The 23,364-nt window shown below is 41.9% G+C and carries 20 protein-coding genes and 1 tRNA gene; 20 read left to right on the top strand and 1 reads right to left on the bottom strand.

Annotation, left to right across the window (positions count from 1 at the left end; all coding sequences use genetic code 11):
* Positions 1–114: 114 nt before the first annotated feature.
* From glmM to OO007_RS00305, 20 genes are all read left to right on the top strand, one after another.
* Complete coding sequence (glmM, locus tag OO007_RS00400; RefSeq protein WP_131904071.1) at positions 115–1,452, top strand: phosphoglucosamine mutase; 1,338 nt, start codon at positions 115–117, stop codon at positions 1,450–1,452.
* A gap of 74 nt (positions 1,453–1,526) precedes the next feature.
* A complete protein-coding gene (tpiA, locus tag OO007_RS00395; RefSeq protein WP_325807204.1) occupies positions 1,527–2,273 on the top strand; it encodes a triose-phosphate isomerase in 747 nt (248 codons plus the stop codon).
* A 58-nt stretch (positions 2,274–2,331) separates the two neighbouring features.
* Complete coding sequence (gene secG, locus OO007_RS00390) at positions 2,332–2,706, top strand: preprotein translocase subunit SecG (protein WP_131904069.1); 375 nt, start codon at positions 2,332–2,334, stop codon at positions 2,704–2,706.
* Between the two features lie 10 nt (positions 2,707–2,716).
* Positions 2,717–2,801: transfer RNA gene (locus tag OO007_RS00385), tRNA-Leu, on the top strand.
* A 211-nt stretch (positions 2,802–3,012) separates the two neighbouring features.
* Positions 3,013–5,247: an NADP-dependent isocitrate dehydrogenase gene (locus tag OO007_RS00380; protein ID WP_325807202.1), complete on the top strand. Its 2,235-nt coding sequence runs from the start codon at positions 3,013–3,015 to the stop codon at positions 5,245–5,247.
* A 389-nt stretch (positions 5,248–5,636) separates the two neighbouring features.
* On the top strand, positions 5,637–5,993 hold the full coding sequence (locus OO007_RS00375) for an NADH-quinone oxidoreductase subunit A (protein WP_131904067.1): 357 nt from the start codon (positions 5,637–5,639) through the stop codon (positions 5,991–5,993).
* A complete protein-coding gene (locus OO007_RS00370) occupies positions 5,984–6,475 on the top strand; it encodes a NuoB/complex I 20 kDa subunit family protein (protein ID WP_131904066.1) in 492 nt (163 codons plus the stop codon). The genes OO007_RS00375 and OO007_RS00370 overlap by 10 nt, the downstream gene beginning before the upstream one ends.
* On the top strand, positions 6,472–7,209 hold the full coding sequence (locus OO007_RS00365) for an NADH-quinone oxidoreductase subunit C (protein WP_325807199.1): 738 nt from the start codon (positions 6,472–6,474) through the stop codon (positions 7,207–7,209). Before OO007_RS00370 ends, OO007_RS00365 begins: the two co-directional genes overlap by 4 nt.
* Complete coding sequence (locus tag OO007_RS00360; protein WP_325807197.1) at positions 7,209–8,462, top strand: NADH-quinone oxidoreductase subunit D; 1,254 nt, start codon at positions 7,209–7,211, stop codon at positions 8,460–8,462. The genes OO007_RS00365 and OO007_RS00360 overlap by 1 nt, the downstream gene beginning before the upstream one ends.
* On the top strand, positions 8,462–8,992 hold the full coding sequence (locus tag OO007_RS00355; RefSeq protein WP_131904063.1) for an NADH-quinone oxidoreductase subunit NuoE family protein: 531 nt from the start codon (positions 8,462–8,464) through the stop codon (positions 8,990–8,992). The genes OO007_RS00360 and OO007_RS00355 overlap by 1 nt, the downstream gene beginning before the upstream one ends.
* Positions 8,992–10,272 (top strand): NADH-quinone oxidoreductase subunit NuoF, encoded by a 1,281-nt coding sequence (gene nuoF / locus OO007_RS00350; protein WP_325807195.1) that lies wholly within the window; start codon positions 8,992–8,994, stop codon positions 10,270–10,272. Before OO007_RS00355 ends, nuoF begins: the two co-directional genes overlap by 1 nt.
* Positions 10,269–12,680: an NADH-quinone oxidoreductase subunit NuoG gene (gene nuoG, locus OO007_RS00345; RefSeq protein ID WP_325807193.1), complete on the top strand. Its 2,412-nt coding sequence runs from the start codon at positions 10,269–10,271 to the stop codon at positions 12,678–12,680. The genes nuoF and nuoG overlap by 4 nt, the downstream gene beginning before the upstream one ends.
* Before the next feature lie 84 nt (positions 12,681–12,764).
* Positions 12,765–13,826 (top strand): NADH-quinone oxidoreductase subunit NuoH, encoded by a 1,062-nt coding sequence (nuoH, locus tag OO007_RS00340; RefSeq protein WP_325807191.1) that lies wholly within the window; start codon positions 12,765–12,767, stop codon positions 13,824–13,826.
* A 114-nt stretch (positions 13,827–13,940) separates the two neighbouring features.
* Positions 13,941–14,432, top strand: coding sequence for an NADH-quinone oxidoreductase subunit NuoI (gene nuoI, locus OO007_RS00335; protein WP_131904059.1), 492 nt, complete (start codon positions 13,941–13,943; stop codon positions 14,430–14,432).
* A gap of 62 nt (positions 14,433–14,494) precedes the next feature.
* Positions 14,495–15,100 (top strand): NADH-quinone oxidoreductase subunit J, encoded by a 606-nt coding sequence (locus tag OO007_RS00330; RefSeq protein ID WP_131904058.1) that lies wholly within the window; start codon positions 14,495–14,497, stop codon positions 15,098–15,100.
* Positions 15,100–15,405, top strand: coding sequence for an NADH-quinone oxidoreductase subunit NuoK (gene nuoK, locus OO007_RS00325; protein ID WP_131904057.1), 306 nt, complete (start codon positions 15,100–15,102; stop codon positions 15,403–15,405). The genes OO007_RS00330 and nuoK overlap by 1 nt, the downstream gene beginning before the upstream one ends.
* A 7-nt stretch (positions 15,406–15,412) precedes the next feature.
* On the top strand, positions 15,413–17,428 hold the full coding sequence (nuoL, locus tag OO007_RS00320) for an NADH-quinone oxidoreductase subunit L (RefSeq protein ID WP_325807186.1): 2,016 nt from the start codon (positions 15,413–15,415) through the stop codon (positions 17,426–17,428).
* Positions 17,421–18,932 carry an NADH-quinone oxidoreductase subunit M gene (locus OO007_RS00315; protein WP_325807184.1) on the top strand — a complete coding sequence of 504 codons (1,512 nt, stop codon included), beginning with the start codon at positions 17,421–17,423 and terminating at the stop codon, positions 18,930–18,932. Before nuoL ends, OO007_RS00315 begins: the two co-directional genes overlap by 8 nt.
* Before the next feature lie 7 nt (positions 18,933–18,939).
* Positions 18,940–20,475 carry an NADH-quinone oxidoreductase subunit NuoN gene (nuoN, locus tag OO007_RS00310; RefSeq protein ID WP_325807182.1) on the top strand — a complete coding sequence of 512 codons (1,536 nt, stop codon included), beginning with the start codon at positions 18,940–18,942 and terminating at the stop codon, positions 20,473–20,475.
* Between the two features lie 41 nt (positions 20,476–20,516).
* The gene (locus OO007_RS00305; protein WP_325807181.1) at positions 20,517–20,993 is read left to right on the top strand and encodes a hypothetical protein; all 477 of its coding nucleotides are present in this window, start codon (positions 20,517–20,519) and stop codon (positions 20,991–20,993) included.
* 237 nt (positions 20,994–21,230) lie between these two features.
* On the opposite strand, the gene OO007_RS00300 is transcribed toward OO007_RS00305, so the two are convergent.
* Positions 21,231–23,354 carry a TonB-dependent copper receptor gene (locus tag OO007_RS00300; RefSeq protein ID WP_325807180.1) on the bottom strand — a complete coding sequence of 708 codons (2,124 nt, stop codon included), beginning with the start codon at positions 23,352–23,354 and terminating at the stop codon, positions 21,231–21,233.
* Positions 23,355–23,364: the final 10 nt, after the last annotated feature.

Here is a 23,364-nt window from a genome sequence, read left to right as displayed (position 1 = left end):
CTGGTTTATCTGTTTTCTTGCGATATTTTGAATGTGGTAAATGGTCATTAAACAAAAGAAAAATGCTATAGTTTGTCACACAAATTTAATCAAACGTTAAACAGTACGGAATTTATGAGTAGAAAGTATTTTGGCACCGACGGTATTCGTGGAGAAATAGGCAAAACGCCTATGACGCCAGATTTTGTTTTAAAACTGGGTTGGGCTGCGGGTAAGGTGTTGGCCGCTCATGGCACGCCCCTCGTTATAATAGGTAAAGACACGCGAATATCAGGCTACATGCTTGAATCAGCACTTGAGGCTGGTCTTGTGGCTGCAGGAGTCAATATACGCTTGTTAGGGCCAATGCCTACTCCGGCGGTAGCTTATCTAACGACAACCTTTAGAGCTTCAGCGGGCGTGGTTATCAGTGCTTCGCATAATCCTTATCAAGATAATGGGGTGAAATTCTTTTCTGCCGAAGGTACAAAGCTTTCAGATGAGACAGAGTTAGAAATTGAAGATTATTTAGAGCGAGATCTGGTTACTGTAAGTTCTGATAAATTAGGGAAAGTAGAGCGCGTTGATGATGCTGCGGGACGTTATATAGAGTTTTGCAAACGTGCAATTCCCTCGCATGTGACGTTAGATGGGCTTCGCATTGTTGTCGACTGTGCTAACGGAGCTACTTATCACGTTAGTCCTCATGTTTTTTCTGAGCTCGGTGCTGATGTGGTTAAGATAGCAGCGAGACCAGATGGTTTTAATATCAATGATGGCTGCGGTGCGACGTCTTTGGCTTTATTGCAAAAAAGCGTCAAAGAGTATCGGGCTGATCTCGGCATAGCTTTAGATGGTGATGGCGACCGTTTAATGATGGTGGATCATAAGGGTGAAGTGGTCGATGGTGATGAAATATTGGCCATCATAGCGGCGCATCGAATGCAGAAAGAAGGGCTCAAAAAGGATGTGGTCGGAACCTTGATGAGTAACCTTGGCTTGGAAAAAGCCATGGCAGGCATGGGATTGAATTTTCATCGTGCTGATGTTGGTGATCGATATGTGATGGAGTTATTGCGCAAGTCAGGCGGTATTCTCGGTGGCGAATCATCTGGTCATATAATTGTTCGTGATCGTATCGCAACAGGTGATGGCACAATTGCTGCGCTTCAAGTGCTTTATGCGGTTATTGCTAGTGGTAAAAACTTGCATGAGTTGAAGCAAGTTATGACTAAATATCCTCAAAAATTAATTAATGTACGTATTAATAATAAAATTGATTTGAAGGAAAATAAAAAAATTCAAGATGCTGTCAAAGAAGCTGAAACCCAGATGGGTAGTAGTGGTCGTGTGCTTTTAAGAGCATCGGGCACAGAGCCACTTATTCGGGTAATGGTTGAGGCGGAAGAAGAGAAGCATACACAACAATATGCACAATATATTGCAGATGTTGTTGAGAAAGTCGCGCGCTAATGCACAAAACATTTGATTTCTGCGTGACCTAGGGTTAACCTTCCGCGATTCAAAAAAACACAGCAGGGAAACACATGCGTAAAACTCTGGTAGCTGGTAATTGGAAGCTTAATGGTTCTAAAGATAGTATTAAAGAATTGTTGGGTGGTGTTCTGGCGGGAATGTCGGAAGCAAAATCAGATGTTGCTGTATGTGCTCCTTATATTTACATTCCGCTAGTACAAGAGTTGTTGTCGGGTACTGATGTGGCATACGGATCAGAGAGTATTTCTGAATATGATTCGGGTGCTTATACCGGTGAAATATCGGGTGCTATGTTAAAGGACTTTGATTGTGAATATGCAATCGTAGGTCACTCGGAAAGACGTACTCTATTTGCTGAGAAAGACTCAGATACAGCAAATAAATTTGCAGCAGCACGTAACCATGGTTTGAAGCCGATTTTATGTGTTGGTGAGTTATTGGAAGAAAGAGAGCAGGGTATCACTGAAGAAGTAGTTGCTCGTCAATTAGACGCTGTGATTGAATTAGAAGGTGTGGAAGCTCTTGCAGATGGTGTTATTGCTTATGAACCGGTTTGGGCTATAGGTACAGGCATGACGGCATCGCCTCAGCAAGCACAGGATGTACATGCATTTATTCGTGGAAAAATTGCAGCATTAAATGCAGGTGTGGCTGAAAAAGTACAAATTTTATACGGCGGAAGCGTAAATGGTGGAAATGCCGATGAGCTTTTTGCTATGGCTGATATAGACGGTGGTCTTATCGGTGGCGCTTCATTGAAAGCAGAAGATTTTTTGGCAATTTGCAAAGCAGGTTAGAGATTAAATAAATTTCTTCCGGTTTGCGATACAGGCTTAATAAGGTAAAAGGTTTTACATGTTATATAACGTAATGTTAATTATTCAGATCATGGTGGCGCTAGGTATTATTGGCCTAGTATTAATTCAGCATGGTAAAGGCGCGGATGCAGGTGCAGCTTTTGGTGGTGGTGCTTCGGGTACAGTTTTTGGTTCGCGTGGTTCTGGTAACTTTTTAACCAAACTTACTGCAGTTCTTGCAACAGTATTTTTTGCGAACTCGCTTATGTTAGCGTGGTTGGTTGCACACCCAGACGGTGTTGTTAGTGAATCAATTATACCTACTGCGATTACGGAGCCTGCACCAGCAGGATCTCCTGAAATAGATCTACCAAAAGGTTCGGGCGAAGTTGCTCCTGCCAAAGAAGAAGCTCCCTCAGATATACCTAAGTAGTATCAAATTAGCCGATGTGGTGAAATTGGTAGACACGCACGCTTGAGGGGCGTGTTGCGCAAGCAGTGCCGGTTCGACTCCGGCCATCGGCACCAAATTCCTGAATATTTTCAGATACAAAAATCCTGCTTCGAGCAGGATTTTTTGTATCTGGGATTTATGCTATTCGAGTTATTTGGTTGTGAATTTCTACAGTCAAATACCCTTCATTGAAGAAAGTAAGGGTCGTAAGAGTTTAAACGTTATATACTCAAGTATTTTAATTCGCACATAAGTTTAATTAATCGCAATGGAGAAATACTGCAAATGGGAACAGAAGGCTCAAAAATAATTTATACACTCACTGATGAGGCGCCACTTTTAGCAACTGCTTCTTTGCTTCCCATTTTGAGAGCATTTATGTCAGCGGCAGGTGTCGAAATAGAGAAGAGTGATATCTCTCTTGCAGCAAGAATTATTGGAGAGTTTGGTGATTACCTCGAAGAAGATCAGAGAATTCCTGATAATTTAGCGGATCTGGGAAGAGTAATTGGTGAGTCTAGTGCGAATATAATCAAGTTGCCAAATATTAGCGCGTCTGTGCCGCAATTACTGACGGCTATTGCAGAGTTGCAATCGCATGGTTTTGCCCTTCCAGATTATCCTGAAGCGCCAGAAACCGATGAGCAAAAGGCAGTCTACGAGCGTTATGCGAAAGTATTAGGTAGTGCGGTTAATCCTATTTTACGCGAAGGTAACTCAGATCGAAGAGCACCACCTGCTGTAAAACGTTATGCGCAAAAGAATCCTCATGAAATGGCTGACTGGAGTCCTGCATCGAGAACCCATGTGGCACATATGCGTCATGGTGATTTTTATTCCAGTGAAAAATGCAAAACGGTTGAAAATGACTGCACTGTTAGAATGGAGTTTGTGAATAAAGAAGGCAAAGTAACCGTTCTAAAAGAAAAAACAGATTTGCTCAAGGGTGAAATCATAGACAGCATGTTTATGAGCAAGAAAGCACTTTGCGAATTTCTTGAAGATACGATGGAAGATGCAAAAGAAACGGGTGTCATGTACTCCTTGCATGTAAAAGCCACGATGATGAAAGTATCGCATCCCATTGTATTTGGTCACGCTGTAAAAGTATTTTATAAACACCTGTTTGAAAAACATGGTGAGCTTTTCGATAAGTTAGGCGTTAATCCTAATAATGGAATTAGTAGTGTTTATGAAAAAATCGAAACGCTACCAGGATCAATTAAAGAAGAAATTCTGGAAGATATTCATAAGTGTTACGCAGAACGTCCAGAGTTAGCGATGGTAAATGCCGCTAAAGGCATTTCCAATCTGCATGCGCCGAATGATGTGATTGTCGATGCGTCTATGCCTGCAATGATTCGTAATGGCGGTAAAATGTGGGGGCCTGACGCAAAGCCTAAGGACACAAAAGCAGTAATGCCAGAAAGTACCTATGCGCGTATCTATCAAGAGATGATCAATTTCTGTAAAAGTAACGGAAAGTTTGATCCAACAACAATGGGTACAGTACCAAACGTTGGTTTGATGGCACAAAAAGCTGAAGAATATGGTTCACATGATAAAACCTTCGAAATAAAAGAAGCAGGTACGGCAAGAATCGTTTGTGATGAAGGTAACTTTGTCATTGAGCAGGAAGTCGAAGAAGGTGATATCTGGAGAATGTGTCAAACTAAAGATATTCCTGTTCAAGATTGGATTAAGCTGGCGGTTGATCGTGCGCGTGAAGCGCAAATTCCTGCAGTATTCTGGCTTGATGAATATCGCCCGCATGATTTTGAAATCATTAAAAAGGTAAAACACTACCTAAAAGATCATGATCTTACGGGGGTGGATATTGAAATTATGTCTCCGTTGCGTTCGATGCGTTATACCCTTGAAAGAATTATTCGTGGTAAAGATACAATCTCTGTAACGGGTAATATCCTACGAGATTACCTGACAGACCTTTTCCCAATTATGGAATTAGGTACCAGCGCAAAAATGTTATCAGTGGTTCCTCTAATGGCAGGTGGTGGCTTGTTTGAAACTGGTGCTGGTGGAACTGCTCCTGTTTTAGTTAAACAGCTATTAGAAGAAAATCATTTGAGTTGGGATTCCCTAGGTGAGTTCTTGGCAATTACTGTATCACTAGAAAAAGCTGGTGAATTTACAGGAAATAATAAAGCCAAAATATTGGCTAAAACTCTGGATCAGGCGATCGGTGTACTACTCGATGAGAACAAGTCTCCATCTCAGCGTACGGGAGAATTAGATAGCCGAGGAAGTCATTTCTATCTGGCTATGTATTGGTCAAAGATGCTCGCAGAGCAAACTGAAGATGCTGATCTTGCAAAACAGTATGCACCTTTAGCTAAACAATTAGCTGAAAATGAGCAAAAAATCATTGAAGAAATGAATGCGGTGCAAGGTGATGCCGTAGACATCGGTGGTTATTTCTATGCGGACCCAGAAAAAACAAAAGTAGTAATGAGACCTAGTGAGACGTTTAACCAGGCGATCAGAGAATTTAAGGTTTAACTGTTTTTACCTGACGTATCAAATGTATATCATTTGATACGTCAGAATGTATTTAATGAGTTAGATTTCTGAGCTTATTGACGCACATCAATAATATAAAAAAAAGTGCCTGTAAGTAGGGGGGTGTACTTACGTTTTATTATATCGTTTTTCTCTATGCGGTAAGTAACTGATAAGTGTTCATAGCGTCATTCTTTAATGGCAAGCACCATCAGGAAGTCCGTAAATCATCAGGTCAATGAGTTAGACTTTTCTCGGAATTATTCGCCAGCTTAGTTGTGAACTGGGTAAAAATAAGTGTATATTCTTGTTAGTTAGTAAATAAACATCATTAAGGATTTGGTGGTTATTTTATATAATAATAAAACCTTAAACGCTATGGAGAGTTTATGCTTGCAGAATATTTGCCTGTTCTTGTATTTCTGAGTGTTGGATTTGCAATGGCGATTTTAATGTTGCTACTTGGGTCATTACTCTCTCCACGTCGTCCTGGCGAAGCGAAAGACTCCCCATTTGAATGTGGCTTTGAAGCATTTGGCGATGCGCGTATGAAGTTTGATGTGCGTTACTATCTGGTTGCCATTCTATTTATTATCTTTGACCTTGAAATAGCTTTTCTTTTTCCATGGGCAGTTGTGCTCGATAAAATAGGATTGTTTGGTCTTATAGCAATGGGCATATTCCTCGGTATTCTAATCATCGGCTTTATTTACGAGTGGAAGAAAGGAGCCTTGGAATGGGAATAGAAGGAAAACTTAACGAAGGCTTTGTAACTACCAGTGCAGACAAGTTGATCAACTGGGCAAGAACCGGTTCAATGTGGCCAATGACATTTGGTTTGGCATGTTGTGCTGTAGAGATGATGCAAGCAGGCGCGTCTCGTTATGATATGGATCGTTTCGGAATCCTGTTTCGCCCCAGTCCTCGTCAATCAGATGTCATGATTGTTGCTGGCACACTTACCAATAAAATGGCTCCGGCATTACGTAAAGTATACGATCAGATGGCTGAGCCTCGCTGGGTGATATCAATGGGGTCTTGTGCGAATGGTGGCGGCTATTATCACTATTCTTATGCGGTTGTGCGTGGTTGTGATCGTATCGTGCCAGTAGATATCTACGTACCTGGTTGCCCTCCAACAGCGGAAGCGTTGTTGTACGGAATCATTCAATTGCAAAATAAAATAAAAAATACAAACACAATTGCCCGTCAGGAAGAAGTTGCATGACGGAAGCTTTAAGAGTGTTAAAGACACATTTGCTTGAGTCTTTATCCGATAAACTAATTTCCAGTAAAATCGCAATCAACGAGCTTACGATTGAAGTGGCGACTGTTGATTTGATTTCAACGGCGCAATTTTTACGCGATGATGATTCATGCTGTTTCGAACAATTAATCGACCTTTGCGGCGTCGATTATCTCGCTTATGGCGAATCTGAATGGGATATCGATGCAAGTAGTTTTTCTAGAGGTGTCAAAAGAGAATTTTCATTTGATGACAGCGAAATGGATGAAACTGACATCGAATTTCAAGGCAAGCGTTTTGCTTCTGTGATTCATTTACTTTCACTGAAACACAATCATCGAATCCGTTTAAAAACATACTGCGATGATAATGAATTTCCAATTATAGATTCGGTGACACCTATCTGGAATTCTGCAAATTGGTTCGAGCGTGAAGCATTTGATCTTTTTGGAATTATGTATAGTGGTCACCCCGACCTACGCAGAATACTAACTGATTATGGTTTTTCTGGTCATCCATTCAGAAAAGACTTTCCGTTAATTGGGCAAGTAGAAATGCGCTACGATGAACAGCAACAAAGAGTAGTGTATGAGCCCGTATCGATAGAGCCGCGTGTGCTTGTGCCCAGAGTCATTAGAGATGATTTGCGCTTTACCGCAAGCAAAGAAAAAGAAACGGATAAAACGAATCAAACAGATAAAGAGGCACAAGAATAATGCCTGAGATTCGTAATTTTACATTAAATTTTGGTCCGGCTCATCCCGCGGCGCATGGTGTATTGCGATTAGTGTTGGAGATGGACGGCGAAGTCATTCAGCGAGCCGATCCTCATATAGGGTTGCTACATCGTGGCACCGAGAAGTTAGCGGAAAGCAAACCCTATAATCAAAGCATTGGTTATATGGATCGTCTCGACTATGTATCAATGATGTCTAATGAGCATGGTTATGTTCTGGCGTTAGAGAAAATGCTGGGAATCGAAGCGCCTATTCGTGCGCAATACATTCGAACCATGTTTGATGAAATTACGCGAATCCTGAATCATCTTCTCTGGATTGGTGCTCATGCTTTAGACGTTGGTGCGATGACCATGTTTTTATATGCGTTCCGTGAGCGCGAAGATTTAATGGATGTATATGAAGCCGTTTCGGGGGCACGTCTTCACGCTACTTATTATCGTCCGGGTGGCGTTTACAGAGACTTGCCCGACGTGATGCCGCTTCATGAAAAATCACGCTGGCATAGTGATGCTGATATCGAACGTTTGAATCAGACCCGTAGTGGAAGCGTATTGGATTTTATTGAGGATTTCACAAACCGTTTCCCTAAATGTGTGGATGAATACGAAACACTATTAACTGATAATCGAATTTGGAAGCAACGTTTGGTCGACATTGGTATTGTTTCTCCAGAAAGGGCATTGCAACTTGGTTTAACCGGTGCAATGTTGCGTGGCTCTGGTGTTGAGTGGGATTTGAGAAAGAAGCAGCCATACGCAATGTATGATCAAGTAGACTTTGATATTCCCGTTGGCAAAAACGGGGATAGCTATGATCGCTATTTGGTACGTATTGAAGAATTCCGTCAGTCGAATCGAATTATTAAGCAGTGTGTTGATTGGCTACGTAAAAATCCGGGCCCTGTGATGCATGCCGATCATAAAATCACACCACCAAAACGCGAAGATATGAAGGGTGATATGGAAGCATTGATTCATCACTTTAAACTAGCAACAGAAGGCTATTGTTTACCAGAAGGAGAAGCCTATGCTGCGATTGAGCACCCTAAAGGAGAGTTTGGTTGTTATATCGTATCGGATGGTGCAAACAAGCCATATCGCCTAAAAATTCGTGCTCCGGGTTTTGCTCATATGTCGGCTATGGATGAACTAACCAAAGGACATATGTTGGCTGACGTGGTTACTATTATAGGCACTATGGATATCGTATTTGGTGAGGTAGACAGATAATGGCTGCTACTCAAACAATTCTGACGAAGCACGAAACTGACGAAATCGATATGTGGTTAAAGCGCTTTCCTGAAGATCGTGGACAATCAGCGTTATTAGCAGCGTTAAGAGCTGTGATGCATGAGGATCATTATCTTTCTACAGAGAAGATGGATGCCGTTGCTGATTACCTGGGGCTTTCAAAGATTGCTGTTTACGAGGTTGCCAGTTTTTATTCAATGTACGAATTAGAAGAAAAAGCAGCGGCTAAAAACACTATCGCTGTTTGTACTAATATCTCTTGTATGCTGAATGGTTCAGATAATATTGTGGAACATATTGAAGAAAAGCTCGGTATCAAGATGGGTGAAACAACTCCCGACGGCGAGTTTTTCTTCAAAATCGAAGAAGAATGTCTGGCTGCCTGTTGTGGTGCGCCAATGATGCAGTTGAATCACGTTTACCACGAAAATCTAACACCTGAAAAAGTTGATGAGCTTCTTGATGGTGTTAGAAGTAAAGCTTCCTTAAAAAATAAGGAGGTGAGCTAATGGTCGATCAAGTTTGCTTTGCAACGAAACAATATGGTGATGACTGCTATTCTCTTGAAAACTATTTGAAGTTAGGTGGTTATCAATCCTGGCAAAAAATTCTGAAAGAGGGAACGGATGCTAATGACCTGATTGAAGAGATCAAAAACTCAGGTTTACGAGGAAGAGGCGGGGCTGGTTTCCCTACCGGATTAAAGTGGAGTTTTATGCCGCGCAATATGCCCGGTCAAAAATACATTGTTTGTAATTCAGATGAGTCTGAGCCTGGTACCTGTAAAGACCGGGATATCCTTCGATTTAATCCCCATGCCTTGGTTGAAGGAATGGCGATTGCTGGGTATTGCATTGGCGCAACCGTTGGATACAACTATATGCGCGGCGAATTTATGGATGAACCCTTTATTCGTTTTGAACAAGCCGTAAAAGAGGCTTATGACGCTGGTTATCTTGGAAAGAATATACAAAAAAGTGGTGTGGATTTTGAATTATATGGCGCTTTAGGTGCAGGCGCTTATATCTGTGGAGAAGAAACCGCATTACTTGAATCTTTAGAAGGAAAAAAAGGGCAGCCACGATTTAAACCTCCATTTCCTGCTAGTTTTGGTTTGTACGGGCGACCTACAACTATCAACAACACCGAAAGTTTATCCTCAATACCTGCAATCCTAAGGGGCGGAAGCGAGTGGTTTAAAAATATGGGAGTTGAAGGCTCAGGAGGAGAAAAACTATTTTCTGTTTCTGGTCACGTTAATAATGCCGGTAATTTTGAAGTTCCTATGGGAATACCATTTGAAGAATTACTAGAGATGGCCGGTGGTGTTAGAAATGGCAATAGACTTAAGGCAGTGATTCCAGGTGGTTCGTCAGTTCCAGTATTAACAGGCGATGAAATGATGAAATTGACGATGGATTACGACACCATTGCTAAAGCAGGATCCTTTTTAGGTTCTGGTGCTGTTATCGTCATGGATGAAACGACCGATATGGTAAAAGTGCTGCAACGAATTTCTCGTTTCTATTTTTCTGAATCGTGTGGGCAATGCACGCCTTGTCGTGAAGGTACAGGCTGGTTGTATCGTATGCTGTGTCGCATTGTCGAAGGCAAAGGGAGTTTAGAAGATATTGATCGCCTAGACGAAGTTGCACACAAAATAGAAGGTCGCACTATCTGTGCTTTAGGCGATGCCGCTGCAATGCCAGTGTGGAGCTTTGTGAAAAGCTTTAGAGAAGAGTTTGTTCATTATGTTGAAAACGGTTGTTCAATGGTGGATGGCAGATGAGTAATACGGATAAACAATTCGTAACAATTACTATCAATGATAAGGAGATAGAGGCTGTTCCAGGGTCGATGCTGATTGATGTTGCTGATAAATCAGATATTCATATCCCACGATTTTGTTATCACAAAAAACTATCCGTAGCCGCAAACTGCCGGATGTGTCTTGTTGATGTAGAAAAAGCACCCAAGCCTTTACCCGCTTGTGCCACTCCCGTTAATGAGGGCATGGTCGTATGGACAAAATCTGAAAGAGCATTAACCGCACAAAAAGATACCATGGAGTTTTTGCTGATTAATCATCCATTGGATTGCCCTATATGCGATCAGGGTGGTGAGTGCGAGTTGCAAGATTTATCTATGGAGTTTGGTAGCGGTACATCAAATTTCCATGAAATGAAACGTGTTGTCGTTGATAAGGATATCGGAGAGCTTGTCGCTACTGAAATGACACGCTGTATTCAATGTACGCGTTGTGTCCGTTTCGGTGAAGAAATTGCTGGAATGCGTGAAATGGGTGCAACGGGTCGTGGCGATCGAATGGAAATAGGCACCTTTGTTGAAAAAAGCCTGAATTCAGAAATTTCAGGAAATATCATCGATATTTGCCCGGTTGGGGCGCTTACCGCAAAACCTTCACGATACCATTCCCGAGCATGGGAAATGATGCAAACACCATCAATCGCATCGCATGATTGTGTCGGTTCTAATGTTAAATTGCATACGTTCAAGAAAAAATTAGTGCGCGTGATAGCCGCCGAGAATGAAGATATTAATGAGTGTTGGATTTCTGACCGTGACCGTTTCAGTTATCAAGGGGTTTATGCGGATGATCGCGTAGAAAAACCGATGATAAAATATAACGGCATCTGGAAAGAAGTCGATTGGTCAACAGCACTTGATAGAACCGTTGAAAAACTAACAGAGGTTTCGGCAAAGGATATTGCTGTATTAGCTTCTGCCCGCGCAACGCTTGAAGAGCTTTATTTGCTGCAAAAGTCTATGCGCAGTATTGGTGTTGCGAATATCGATCATCGCTTACGTCAGGTTGATTTTAATGATCAGGAAAGTTCGGGCGCATACCCTTCGCTGGGCATGAAGATTGCAGATATAGAAAATCTAGATAGCATTCTTTTGGTCGGCTCTAATGTAAGAAAAGAGCAACCAATGATTAATCAGAGGATTCGTAAAGCGGCTTTAAATGGCGCTAAGATAATGTGCGTGAATCCGCTTGAATTGGATTTTAATTACGATGTTGATGCGCAACGAGTAAGTAACCCCGTTGAAATGATTAAAACGTTGGCGATCATCGCTAAAGCCAGCTATACCTTGAGTAAAACAGAAATTCCAGCAGGGTTGAATGATCTTTTTACTGCCGTCAGGGTGAATAAAGCAGATAAGGCATTTGCTGAAAACTTGATTGCATCGAAAAATTCAGCGGTATTTCTGGGTAGTATTTCGATGCAACATCCTGGTTATTCAACGTTACGAGCATTATCTAAAGCAATCGCCGGTAATACGGGATCCACATTGGCGTACTTATCAGGTGCTTCAAACTCAGCCGGAGCCTGGTTAGCCGGTGTCGTACCACATCAAAAAGAAGCGGGTCAAAAAGCCGATATTATCGGGAAAAATGCGGGCGAGATGCTCTCGAAAACGAAGAAAGTGTATATGCTTTTGGATTTGGAGCTAGAGCGAGACTCCGATAATCCTCAACAAGCCAAAGCAGCCATGAATCAGGCAGATACGATCATTGCTGTGACTCCTTACGCCAATAAAACCTTATTGTCTTTAGCGGATATCATTTTACCTAGCGCTGCCTATGCTGAAACATCGGGCACTTATGTGAATGCCGAAGGTACCTGGCAAAGTTTTAAAGCTGCCGCTAAAAGCTATGGCGAAGCAAGACCAGCGTGGAAAATTCTACGTGTATTAGGAAATAAATTAGACGTTAAAGGTTTTGATTACGTAAGTTCTAAAGATGTTAGAAACGAACTTCAAGGCCTTTGTGAAAATGTTAATAATGAAAATCCTGTGAGTGTTGAAGGCATTTATACAAAACTTGATGACGTTACAAGCCAGTCTTTGTATCGCATCGGTAATGTGGGCGAATTTTCTGGGGACTCACTAGTAAGAAGAGCCACAGCATTACAAAAAAGCAGCCCAGAGCAAAACGCAGTGCAACTCAATGCTAAACAAGCTGCTTTGTTAGGTTTGAAAGATTTGCCTACAGTAGATAATGAACACGCTGAGAATGAAATAATGGTTGATGTAAAGCAGGGTGAAGTGGTTGTTTCAATGCCACTGTTGATCAATGACAATATTCCAGATAAATGTGCTTTACTGGCTTCGGGTACTAAATCGAGTAGCTTATTAGGTTCAGCTTTTGGAGAGATAGAAATAACCGCATAGATTTAGAATAGATTTAGAATAGTTTTGGTGCAGTACGACGTGATTTAAACCAGATTTTAAATAGATAAATGTAACAGGGATAAATTGGATACTTTAACGACATTTTTAAACAGTTTCCTACCAGAGGGTTTAGCCACTCTGATTGTGATCTTGCTTAAGATCATCGCTATCCTATTGCCTTTAATACTTGCTGTCGCTTACACCACATTTGCTGAAAGAAAAGTTATTGGTTATATGCAAGCCCGAATGGGGCCAAACCGTGTTGGGCCAAAAGGGTGGTTGCAACCCATCGCAGATACAGTAAAGCTGATGTTTAAGGAGATTATTACGCCTACGAACTCCAGCAAAGTGGTGTTTTTTATTGCTCCGATGTTGGCATTGGCACCAGCATTAGCCGTATGGTCAGTAATTCCATTTTGGGATGGCGGTGTTCTAGCCAATGTAAATGCAGGCTTACTGCTCATTTTGGCGATTAACTCACTGGATGTTTTTGGCATTATCCTCGCTGGTTGGGCATCAAATTCCAAGTATGCGATTTTGAGTTCACTTCGAGTTGGCGCACAGGTAGTCTCGTACGAAATTGCCATGGGTTTCGCCTTGGTTGGCGTATTAATGGTTTCAGGAAGTTTGAATCTGACCGACATAGTAAGGGCTCAAAGTGGGGGGCTGTTCGATTGGAATGTCTGGACTCTTTTTGGTTTGTTCGTAGTGTTTTTCATCTCTGGAGTCGCTGAAACGAATCGTGCTCCATTTGATGTGGCAGAAGGCGAATCTGAAATCGTTGCTGGTTTTCACGTCGAGTATTCCGGAATGGCGTTTGCGCTATTCTTCCTCGCGGAATATGCCAGCATGATATTAATATCAACATTAACCGCTTTGCTGTTTTTTGGCGGCTGGCTGTCTCCATTTGGCACAGCTATGGATGATATTCCTGTGCTCGGCTTTCTAATGGGTGATGGTTTTCACTGGTTACTTTTAAAAGCGATGTTTTTCCTATTCTGTTATTTATGGTTTAGAGCGACATTCCCCAGATATCGATACGATCAGATTATGCGTTTAGGCTGGAAAATATTAATACCTGTCACGTTAGTCTGGATCTTTGGCGAGGGCATTGCAATTGCTCTAGGGTGGCAGCCATGGTTGTAAACATCATTGAGAATACGTTTATCAATAAAAGTAAAAAGGCACCCCCCCACTTACAGGCAGTTTTTTTGGGAAAGGGTATATCGTTAGCAAAGATGAAATGTAAAAGAGGTTGTCATGATTAGATCAATCAAGCATTTCATCAAATCCTTTACGCTATTTGAATTGTTTCAAGGCCTGGGCGTTACCGGTAAATACTTATTTAAACGCAAAGTTACGATCCAATATCCAGAACAGAAAACGCCGATGTCTCCTCGTTTTAGAGGACATCATGCATTACGCAGATACCCCAACGGGCAAGAGCGTTGTATCGCGTGTAAATTGTGTGAAGCAGTTTGTCCTGCGTTGGCGATTGATATTGAAATGGAAGAACGCGCAGACGGAACCCGTCGTACCACTAAATATGACATCGATTTCTTTAAGTGTATTTACTGTGGGTTCTGCGAAGAAGCCTGTCCAGTAGATGCTATTGTAGAAACCCATATTTTTGAATATCACTTTGAAGAACGTGGCAAAAACATCATCACAAAGGAAGAGTTATTAGCCTTTGGTGATAAACATGAAAGCGAAATCGCAAAACGAAAAGCAGCAGACGCACCTTATAAATAGTGCTACTTGATAGAACTAATTTTGTAGAACTAAGAAGTAAGTAAGGTTAAACAAGGAAGAAAATGACATTCGAGCTATTCATATTTTACGTTTTTTCAGCAGTAACACTGTTTTCTGCAGTCGGTGTAGTGACTGCGCGTAATCCTGTTTATGCCGCCTTATTTTTGATTCTGGCGTTTTTTACCAGTGCTGCAACATGGGTATTACTTGAAGCTGAATTCCTTGGTGTGGTTTTGGTGCTGGTCTATGTCGGTGCGGTTATGGTGCTGTTTTTATTCGTGATCATGATGCTTGATATCAATATAGATACGCTGAAAGAAGGCTTTACGCGATATATGCCCATAGGAATTCTGGTTGCCGTGGCTGTCGCCGCTGAAATGATTCTGGTGATGAAGTCAAAAACCTTTGATCGTCCGATACCAGAAGCTGCGCCGTTAGACAGTAGCAATACCGAAGCAATCGGCGAGATTCTATACACTGAATATGTCTACCCATTCGAAATTGCAGCAGTCATTTTAGTGGTCGCTATTATCGCTGCTATCGCGTTAACACTGCGTCGACGTGAAGGCGTTAAAAAGCAGGATCAGGGAGCGCAAATTCGAACCCGCAAAGAAGATCGATTACGCATCGTTAAAATGAAAACAGAAGCTAAGCAGGGAGAAAGATAATGATACCTTTGTCGCATTTTCTCATTGTTGGTGCTTTGCTGTTTTCAATTGCTGTGGCTGGAATTTTTCTCAATCGGAAGAATATGATTATTCTTTTGATGTGTATCGAGCTCATGCTACTCGCAGTGAATCTGAACTTTATCGCCTTTTCTCATTATCTAGGTGATATGGCTGGACAGGTTTTTGTATTTTTTATTCTCACCGTTGCTGCTGCTGAAGCCGCTATCGGGCTTGCAATTCTGGTTACGGTTTTTCGAAATCGTCGAACCATCAATGTGCAAGAGCTTGATGATATGAAAGGGTAGGGGCGCTATGGAAAGTATCTATCTAGCAATTCCTCTTGCTTCTCTTATTGGTGCAATTATCGCCGGTTTATTCGGCGGTATCATTGGCCGAAAAGGCGCACATGCAATTACCATTTTAGGTGTAGGTATTTCGTGCTTCTTGTCTTTTGTTGTACTTAAGCATGTGGGTTTTGATGGGCATACTTTTTATGGTGATGTGTATACCTGGGCGCAAGTAGGCAATACGAAATTCGCTGTCGGTTTTCAGATAGACCGCCTAACCTCGATGATGATGGTTGTGGTGACCTTTGTGTCATTAATGGTGCATATCTACACCATCGGTTATATGCAAGACGATAAGCATAATTGGCCTGAAGATAGTCGTGGTGGCACAAATAGTTACCAGCGCTTCTTTGCTTATATCTCGTTATTTACCTTCTCCATGTTAATGCTGGTTATGTCGAATAACTTCATGCAGCTGTTTTTTGGTTGGGAAGCGGTAGGTCTTGTCTCTTATTTATTGATTGGTTTCTGGTCTACTCGAGAAACGGCAATTTTTGCCAATATGAAAGCCTTTTTAGTGAATCGTGTCGGTGACTTTGGATTCCTATTAGGTATCGCGGCAATCTGGACTTATACGGGATCTGTCGATTACAAAGAAGTGTTTGAGCGCCTACCGGCAATTGAACATATTACCCTGACAATTTTGCCGAATACCGAATGGATGTTGGTCAGTATTATTGCGATCTGCTTATTCATCGGCGCCATGGGTAAATCAGCGCAGGTACCATTGCATGTGTGGTTACCCGACTCGATGGAAGGCCCAACACCCATTTCAGCGTTGATACATGCGGCGACAATGGTGACCGCGGGCATTTTCATGGTGGCGCGTATGTCACCCATCTTTGAAATGTCGGATACAGCATTGAGTATGGTGCTAATCATTGGAGCCACAACGGCATTTTTTATGGGGCTGATTGGTATAGTGCAAAACGATATCAAACGCGTTGTTGCTTACTCTACGTTGTCACAGCTCGGTTATATGACAGTGGCGCTAGGTGCTTCGGCTTACAGCGCTGCTGTGTTCCACTTGATGACTCATGCCTTCTTTAAAGCACTATTATTCTTGGCGGCTGGTTCTGTCATTATTGCCATGCATCACGAACAAGATATTCGTAAAATGGGGGGATTGAAAAAGTATCTACCGATTACTTACTGGACTTCACTAGTGGGTTCTTTAGCCTTAATTGGCTTTCCATTCTTTTCTGGTTTCTTCTCCAAAGATTTAATAATCGAAGCAGTCCATGCTGCAAATATTCCCGGATCAGAATACGCTTACTGGATGGTTTTACTCGGCGTATTCGTTACCGCATTTTATAGCTTCAGAATGTTCTTCCTGGTATTCCACGGTGAAGAGCGCATGGATGAACACACTAAATCTCATTTACATGAGCCTGCAAAAGTCGTGACGTGGCCTTTGATAGCATTAGCTATTCCAGCAGTGTTAACAGGTTACTTTTTAGACCCGATGGTTGTGGGTGATTTCTTTGATGGTGTAATACATGTTGATGAAAGCCATCCTGCTGTTGAAACGATTACACATCACTTTCATGGAAGTGAAACTTGGATAGTGAATATATTTAGTTTTGTCGGGCATGGTTTGATTGCCCTTCCATTCTGGTTAGCAATGGCTGGTGCAGGTAGCGCGTATTATATCTATATGAAGCAGCCTTCAATTGCCAAATGGGGTTATGACAAATTGCGTTTCATCTACGTAATTCTAGATAAAAAATATTTCGCGGATGAGTTCAATATGGCTGTATTTGCTGGAGGGGCAATCGCTCTTGGCAAAACATTGTGGTCTGTTGGAGATCGTTTCTTGATCGATGGTTTAGTCGTAAATGGTTCTGCCAAAGTGACCGGCTGGTTCTCATCGATTATCAGACACATGCAAACGGGTTATTTATATCACTATGCTTTCTCAATCATCATTGGTGTTCTAGCAATTATGAGTTGGTTATTGTTTGGAGCGAATAATGTTTGAGGGTAATTTGCTCAGTATTTTAATTTGGCTGCCGATCATCGGTGGATTGATATTGCTGTTTACTGGCGACAAGTTTGCGCCTCGACCTATAGCATTGATATTCAGTGTCTTAACCTTTTTGCTCAGTATTCCACTCTGGACTGACTTTAATCCCGTCGGTCATCAAATGCAGTTTGTTGAATTAGCGCCGTGGATTGAGGCCTTCAAAATAAATTATCACTTAGGCGTTGATGGTATTTCAATGCCACTAATACTGCTCAATGCCTTCATTACTGTTTTGATTGTTATTGCAGGATGGGAAGTGATTAAACATAAGCCTGCGCAATATATGGCTGCTTTCTTAATCATGGAAGGCATCATCAATGGCGTGTTTGCCGCGCAAGACTCTATCTTGTTTTATGTGTTCTTCGAAGCGATGTTGATTCCGATGTTTATCGTGATTGGAATATGGGGTGGCGATAATCGTATTTATGCGACTATCAAGTTCTTCCTCTATACCTTTTTTGGCTCAGTATTTATGCTGATCAGTTTGGTTTACATGTATTCACAAGCGGATAGTTTTGCAATTGCAGATTTCCATAGTGTGAAATTGGGCATGACGCCCCAGATTCTTATCTTCTTGTCTTTCTTGATCGCCTTTGGTGTCAAAGTACCGATGTGGCCAGTACATACGTGGCTGCCAGATGCTCACGTACAGGCACCAACGGGTGGTTCGGTGATACTAGCCGCAGTGATGCTTAAAATAGGCGGATATGGCTTTATACGCTTCTCTTTGCCTATGGTTCCCGATGCTTCAAGTGAGCTTGCGTGGTTGGTGATCTTTATGTCATTAACCGCGATTGTCTATATCGGCTTTATCGCTTTGGTACAAAACGATATGAAGAAGCTTGTGGCGTATTCTTCAATAGCGCATATGGGGTTTGTGACTTTAGGTTTCTTTGTGCTATTCCCAATTGTGACAAAAACAGGCAGCGCCGAAGGAACGCTTTTAGGTTTACAGGGCGGTATGGTTCAGATGATGTCACATGGCTTTATTTCAGGTGCGATGTTCCTATGTATCGGCGTTTTATATGATCGAATGCATACGCGTGATATCACCGCTTATGGTGGTGTTTCGAATAGAATGCCATGGTTTGCTGGATTCTTTGTATTATTCGCGATGGCGAATACAGGCCTACCGGGCACCTCGGGTTTTGTCGGTGAGTTCATGGTTATTCTCACTAGTTTCAAAGCGAATTTCTGGATAGCATTTCTTGCAGCGACTACCTTAATTATTGGCGCTGCCTATACCTTATGGCTGGTCAAACGCGTAATTTTCGGTGCCGTCGCCAACAGTAATGTTGCTGAATTAACGGATATCAATAAGCGTGAAACCGTCATACTTGCTGCTTTAGCCTTTTTCGTATTGCTTCTCGGTCTTTGGCCAGAGCCTTTGGTACATGTGATGAATGATTCACTGGCTCATGTTGTTGAGCAAGCCACTACCAGTAAGTTGGGGAATTAAAATGTTTATGTCATTTACAACGGCTACATTAATTCCGATGCAATTCGCTATTCCAGATTTTGCTCCGGCAATACCTGAAATATTCCTGTTGGCAGGAACCTGTTTGGTATTGTTGGTCGATTTGTTTTTAAAAGACTCAAATCGTTACATCACATACCTACTATCACAAACCGTGCTGTTGATTACTGCCTATCTAGTCATTAGTGGCATCAATGATGTGAGTATGGCAGAAGCATTGCAAACAACAGGTAAAGCGAGTTTAACGACGTTTAGCGAGATGTTTGTGCTCGATCCTATGTCACAAGTACTGAAAGTTTCGATCCTGCTGATTACTGTTGGCGTTTTCGTTTATTCTCGCCCTTATTTAAAAACACGACAAATGTTCAAGGGCGAATACTTTACCCTGGGATTGTTTGCGGTTCTTGGAATGATGATCATGGTTTCTGCGAAAACCATGTTAGTCATCTATTTAGGATTAGAGCTTCTTTCGTTAGCCATGTACGCGATGGTAGCATTCAGAAGAAATGACGGAAGAGCGTCCGAAGCAGGGATGAAATATTTTGTACTGGGGGCGATTGCATCCGGCATGTTGCTCTACGGTATGTCGATTATTTACGGTGTTACCGGTAGCCTGCATCTTGATCATATTGATAGTTTCATGATGGGCCATAATGTGATGACAAATATGGGCTTGTTGTTGGGCTTGTCTTTTGTTCTTGTAGGGCTTGGCTTCAAACTCGGTGTCGTACCCTTTCACATGTGGGTGCCCGATGTTTATGATGGCTCACCGACAGCGGTAACCTTGTTCCTGGGAACAGCACCAAAAATTGCTGCTTTTGCGATGATGTTCCGTTTGCTCGTCGAAGGGCTAGATGAAATGTTACTGGGCTGGCAGCAAATACTATCATTGCTTGCAGCATTATCTTTATTCATTGGTAACGTTGTTGCCATCGCACAAACTAATATCAAACGTATGCTGGCGTATTCTACAATTTCGCACATGGGTTTTGTGCTACTCGGTATTCTTGCTGGAACCGAAGTAGGTTATGCATCATCAATGTTCTATATCATCACTTACTCAATAGTCGCGATGGGCGCATTCGGAATCATTATCCTACTAAGTAGAGATGGTTATGAAGCGGATCGATTGATCGATTTACAAGGCTTGAGCACACGCCATCCCTGGTATGCCTTTATGATGATGTTGTTTTTATTCTCCATGGCTGGTGTTCCACCAACGGTAGGTTTTTACGCAAAACTGTCTGTATTAAAGGCGGTAGTTGGTGCAGAAGTGATTTGGCTTGCAGTGTTTGCAGTAGTGATGTCTGTCATTGGTGCTTACTATTACTTGCGTGCGATAAAGCTTATGTACTTTGATCAGCCCGATGAATTTGTTGGTGATGAAGAATTACTCGTACCTGCTAAATCGGGTTTCGATTTTAAATTACTATTAAGCGTGAATGGCCTATCAGTATTAGCACTAGGGATTTTACCTGGCGCATTGATGTCTTTATGTGTTCTCGCGGTTGAAGCCAGTTTATAATAGTCTGTCTTAGTTTTTTTATCGTTTAATTTAGCTGAATCATGTCCGACACCAAAAAATCCTCGAACTTCCTGACGATTGTTGCTTTGCTTGTTTTTGCTGGCGGTATTGCCGCGAGCTATTTTTATAAAAAATTCCTGGTATCAAATTATATTGCCGAAGCATCCTTGCAAGAACCCTGTGATCTTAGGCAAGACTCTTGTATCAATGTGTTTCCTAATGGCGAATCTGTCACTTTTTCATTAAACCCCAAAGACATACCAATTTTAACGCCACTATCGTTACATGTTGAAACCAAAGGAATCACAGCTTCATCAGTCAAAGTGGATTTTGTCGGTTTGAATATGGATATGGGTTTTAACCGCAGTGAGTTAAAACTGGAAACACCAAATAGTTATAGCGGTAAATTTACTATTCCTATTTGTGTGAATACGCGAATGGAATGGGAAGCCCAAGTAAAGTTAGAAACGGAAAAAGGCGTGATGATGGCGCCGTTTCGTTTTTATACTGTTAGGTAAAATTACTAAATTAAGCGCATTAAAAAAACGCTTTAAAAAAGTACCAAGCCGAAGCGCAGCGAAGACAACGTTGGAACTCAGTGACGACGACCCGAAGGGCGTGGTTTTCATTAGTCTAAATGGAAAAACACGTAAAAGTAGGGGGGTGTACTTACAATTAACAAGAATGTTAACTGTAAGTACATTTGATGAAATTATTACTTATTACTTTTCAACTACAACTATTATTACTACTACTTAGAACTCAGCGGTTATTTTAAGCCAGGCAGTTCGTCCAGGCTCATTAACTTTGATTGAATTAATATCCATAATGTTAGATCGGCTTGCGTGTTCAGCATAGGTCTTATCCATCACATTATCTATTCCAGCGCGAAGGCTAACGGTCTTATTTAACTTGTAATTACCGTAAAGATCTAAAGTGCCGTAGCCTGCCGTTTCTCCAACTTCCTGCTTGCTAAGGACATCGATTCTATCTTGACGAGACGCAAAATTGACTCTTGCTCCTGCGCCCCATTTACCACCTGTATAATCCAGTTGTAGCTTTCCGTTAATAGGCGGCGTTTGAGCAATGGGCCGATTATCATCAGTGGTATTTGTGGCTCGAACGAATGCAATACTGCCACTTAAATCTAATCGGTTTGAGAGTTTAATTTTGCTTTCAAACTCCAGGCCATAAAGTTCAGCATCAACATTCCGGTAAATATCCGCACCGTCAGATTTGAGAATTCCATCTTGTCCGCGGGCAGTATCACGCAAGATGTAATCGTCAACCTTGTCATAAAATGCAACGGCACTGAAATCTAATGTATCAGTTGTTTTACTTAAACCAATATCAAATTGATGGTGTTTCTCAGGTTTGATATCCGGGTTTCCGATCCAGCGCCCAGCTAAAATAGTTTCTTGCGCTTCAACAGGCGCGGTTCCTGGCACAGCTGACCATTTGTTGATTCCTCTTTCAGTACTATCAGCCGTTCTTACACTTCGGCTTAGGCCAGTAAATAGCGATATTCCGTTACCCATGTCTTTGTCATAACGCAGTAAGCCACCAATGTTGGTTTCATCTTTATCATCCGCGTTACTGCCATAGTATTCGGCATAAGACTGGTTTGCAGAGTGACCACCCATTGGCATACTACCGATCATATCGTTAGCTTTACCCGCTGAGACATCGACTTGATCAATTCTTAATCCGTATTTTAAAGTATCTTTTTTAGATAGTGATCGAGTACTTTCGGCAAACAGTCCTAACTGTTGAATAGTAATATCGGGCCACATCAATGTGATGGGTACTGCAGTCCCGCTATCCATATTATCAAGTGATGCATTTCTGGTGTTACGTTGAAGATCAACCCCATATTCCCATTTGTTTGCGCCAGCTGTTGAATTGAGAATTATTCTTCCGCCAGTCGTTTTAGACGTTGTTGGTGTTGCGCGTAACATATCCTGCCCCGCTTTTGGGTGCCAAGCCATATAAGTAGGTGGTGTGCGCAAGCTATAATTATCCATCAGATGATCTACATCACTTAAATAAACTTCTGCTTTTATACTATCGATTTTATCTGTGGCAGGTTTATCTTCATAACGTAGTCGAATGATATCGGCATCTTCGGTTGGACTATCCATTCCTGCACCGGGGTAAAGTGCATCAGAAAATGAGTTTCTTTCGAAACTAAACTCGAAAAGCCTATCTTCTGTGGGTGTGAAACCAGCGATGATGCCAGCCTGTTTGTGATCATAGGATGATCGAACTTCGACACCATCCCCATCTTCATAGTTTTGCGCTTTTTTGATTTCTCCAATACCACGTAGATAACCTTTTTCACCCGCCGCGACAACATCTGCAAGTAGGTCATGAGAAATCGCATTATCAGTAAAAGTTGCACTTACTCGACCATGGACGCCTTTATCTTCGGCCAGATCTCTAGTATCTCGTTCAAACAAAACGGTTCCACCACTTCCACCGCTGCCGTAAGCAAGTGTTTGAACGCCTTTAAGTACCGTAACATTCTCGTAAGTTTCCAATGCAGCCCAACTTGCTGGAGGATCCATACGATTAGGACAGCCGCCATGGATATATGCCCCATCTAATAAAATATTTAGACGGGTTTGACTTTGGCCGCGCACTATCGGCTCTAAACCCCTGCCACCAAAACGGCTCATAGATACGCCATTCACCTGTGTTAAAAAGTCCCCTCCATCAGAACTGGTAGGGCTAACTCGATTAATATCATTAGCATCGGCTGAATTCGGATTAATAGTTAATACATCTTCAATAACGATATTATCTAGTTCTTCTGCAAGCACATTTGAAGATACCGCCAATGAAAGTGAAAGCAAAAATAAGAGGTTTTTATTTCCCATGTTTATACCC

Source organism: Cocleimonas sp. KMM 6892, assembly GCF_035798195.1.
Taxonomy (GTDB): Bacteria; Pseudomonadota; Gammaproteobacteria; order Thiotrichales; family Thiotrichaceae; genus Cocleimonas; species Cocleimonas flava.
The sequence above is the reverse complement of the archived record's forward strand: the minus strand, read 5'-3'. Positions and strand labels throughout refer to the sequence as shown.

Bases quoted from the DNA above. Each gene is read 5' to 3' on its own strand.
- OO007_RS00300 (WP_325807180.1), bottom strand. From the start codon at position 23,354: ATGGGAAATAAAAACCTCTTATTTTTGCTTTCACTTTCATTGGCGGTA.
- nuoK (WP_131904057.1), top strand. From the start codon at position 15,100: ATGATACCTTTGTCGCATTTTCTCATTGTTGGTGCTTTGCTGTTTTCA.
- nuoG (WP_325807193.1), top strand. From the start codon at position 10,269: ATGAGTAATACGGATAAACAATTCGTAACAATTACTATCAATGATAAG.
- OO007_RS00330 (WP_131904058.1), top strand. From the start codon at position 14,495: ATGACATTCGAGCTATTCATATTTTACGTTTTTTCAGCAGTAACACTG.
- OO007_RS00355 (WP_131904063.1), top strand. From the start codon at position 8,462: ATGGCTGCTACTCAAACAATTCTGACGAAGCACGAAACTGACGAAATC.
- glmM (WP_131904071.1), top strand. From the start codon at position 115: ATGAGTAGAAAGTATTTTGGCACCGACGGTATTCGTGGAGAAATAGGC.
- OO007_RS00360 (WP_325807197.1), top strand. From the start codon at position 7,209: ATGCCTGAGATTCGTAATTTTACATTAAATTTTGGTCCGGCTCATCCC.
- secG (WP_131904069.1), top strand. From the start codon at position 2,332: ATGTTATATAACGTAATGTTAATTATTCAGATCATGGTGGCGCTAGGT.
- OO007_RS00370 (WP_131904066.1), top strand. From the start codon at position 5,984: ATGGGAATAGAAGGAAAACTTAACGAAGGCTTTGTAACTACCAGTGCA.
- OO007_RS00380 (WP_325807202.1), top strand. From the start codon at position 3,013: ATGGGAACAGAAGGCTCAAAAATAATTTATACACTCACTGATGAGGCG.
- nuoL (WP_325807186.1), top strand. From the start codon at position 15,413: ATGGAAAGTATCTATCTAGCAATTCCTCTTGCTTCTCTTATTGGTGCA.
- OO007_RS00365 (WP_325807199.1), top strand. From the start codon at position 6,472: ATGACGGAAGCTTTAAGAGTGTTAAAGACACATTTGCTTGAGTCTTTA.
- OO007_RS00375 (WP_131904067.1), top strand. From the start codon at position 5,637: ATGCTTGCAGAATATTTGCCTGTTCTTGTATTTCTGAGTGTTGGATTT.
- OO007_RS00305 (WP_325807181.1), top strand. From the start codon at position 20,517: ATGTCCGACACCAAAAAATCCTCGAACTTCCTGACGATTGTTGCTTTG.
- nuoF (WP_325807195.1), top strand. From the start codon at position 8,992: ATGGTCGATCAAGTTTGCTTTGCAACGAAACAATATGGTGATGACTGC.
- nuoN (WP_325807182.1), top strand. From the start codon at position 18,940: ATGTCATTTACAACGGCTACATTAATTCCGATGCAATTCGCTATTCCA.
- OO007_RS00315 (WP_325807184.1), top strand. From the start codon at position 17,421: ATGTTTGAGGGTAATTTGCTCAGTATTTTAATTTGGCTGCCGATCATC.
- nuoI (WP_131904059.1), top strand. From the start codon at position 13,941: ATGATTAGATCAATCAAGCATTTCATCAAATCCTTTACGCTATTTGAA.
- tpiA (WP_325807204.1), top strand. From the start codon at position 1,527: ATGCGTAAAACTCTGGTAGCTGGTAATTGGAAGCTTAATGGTTCTAAA.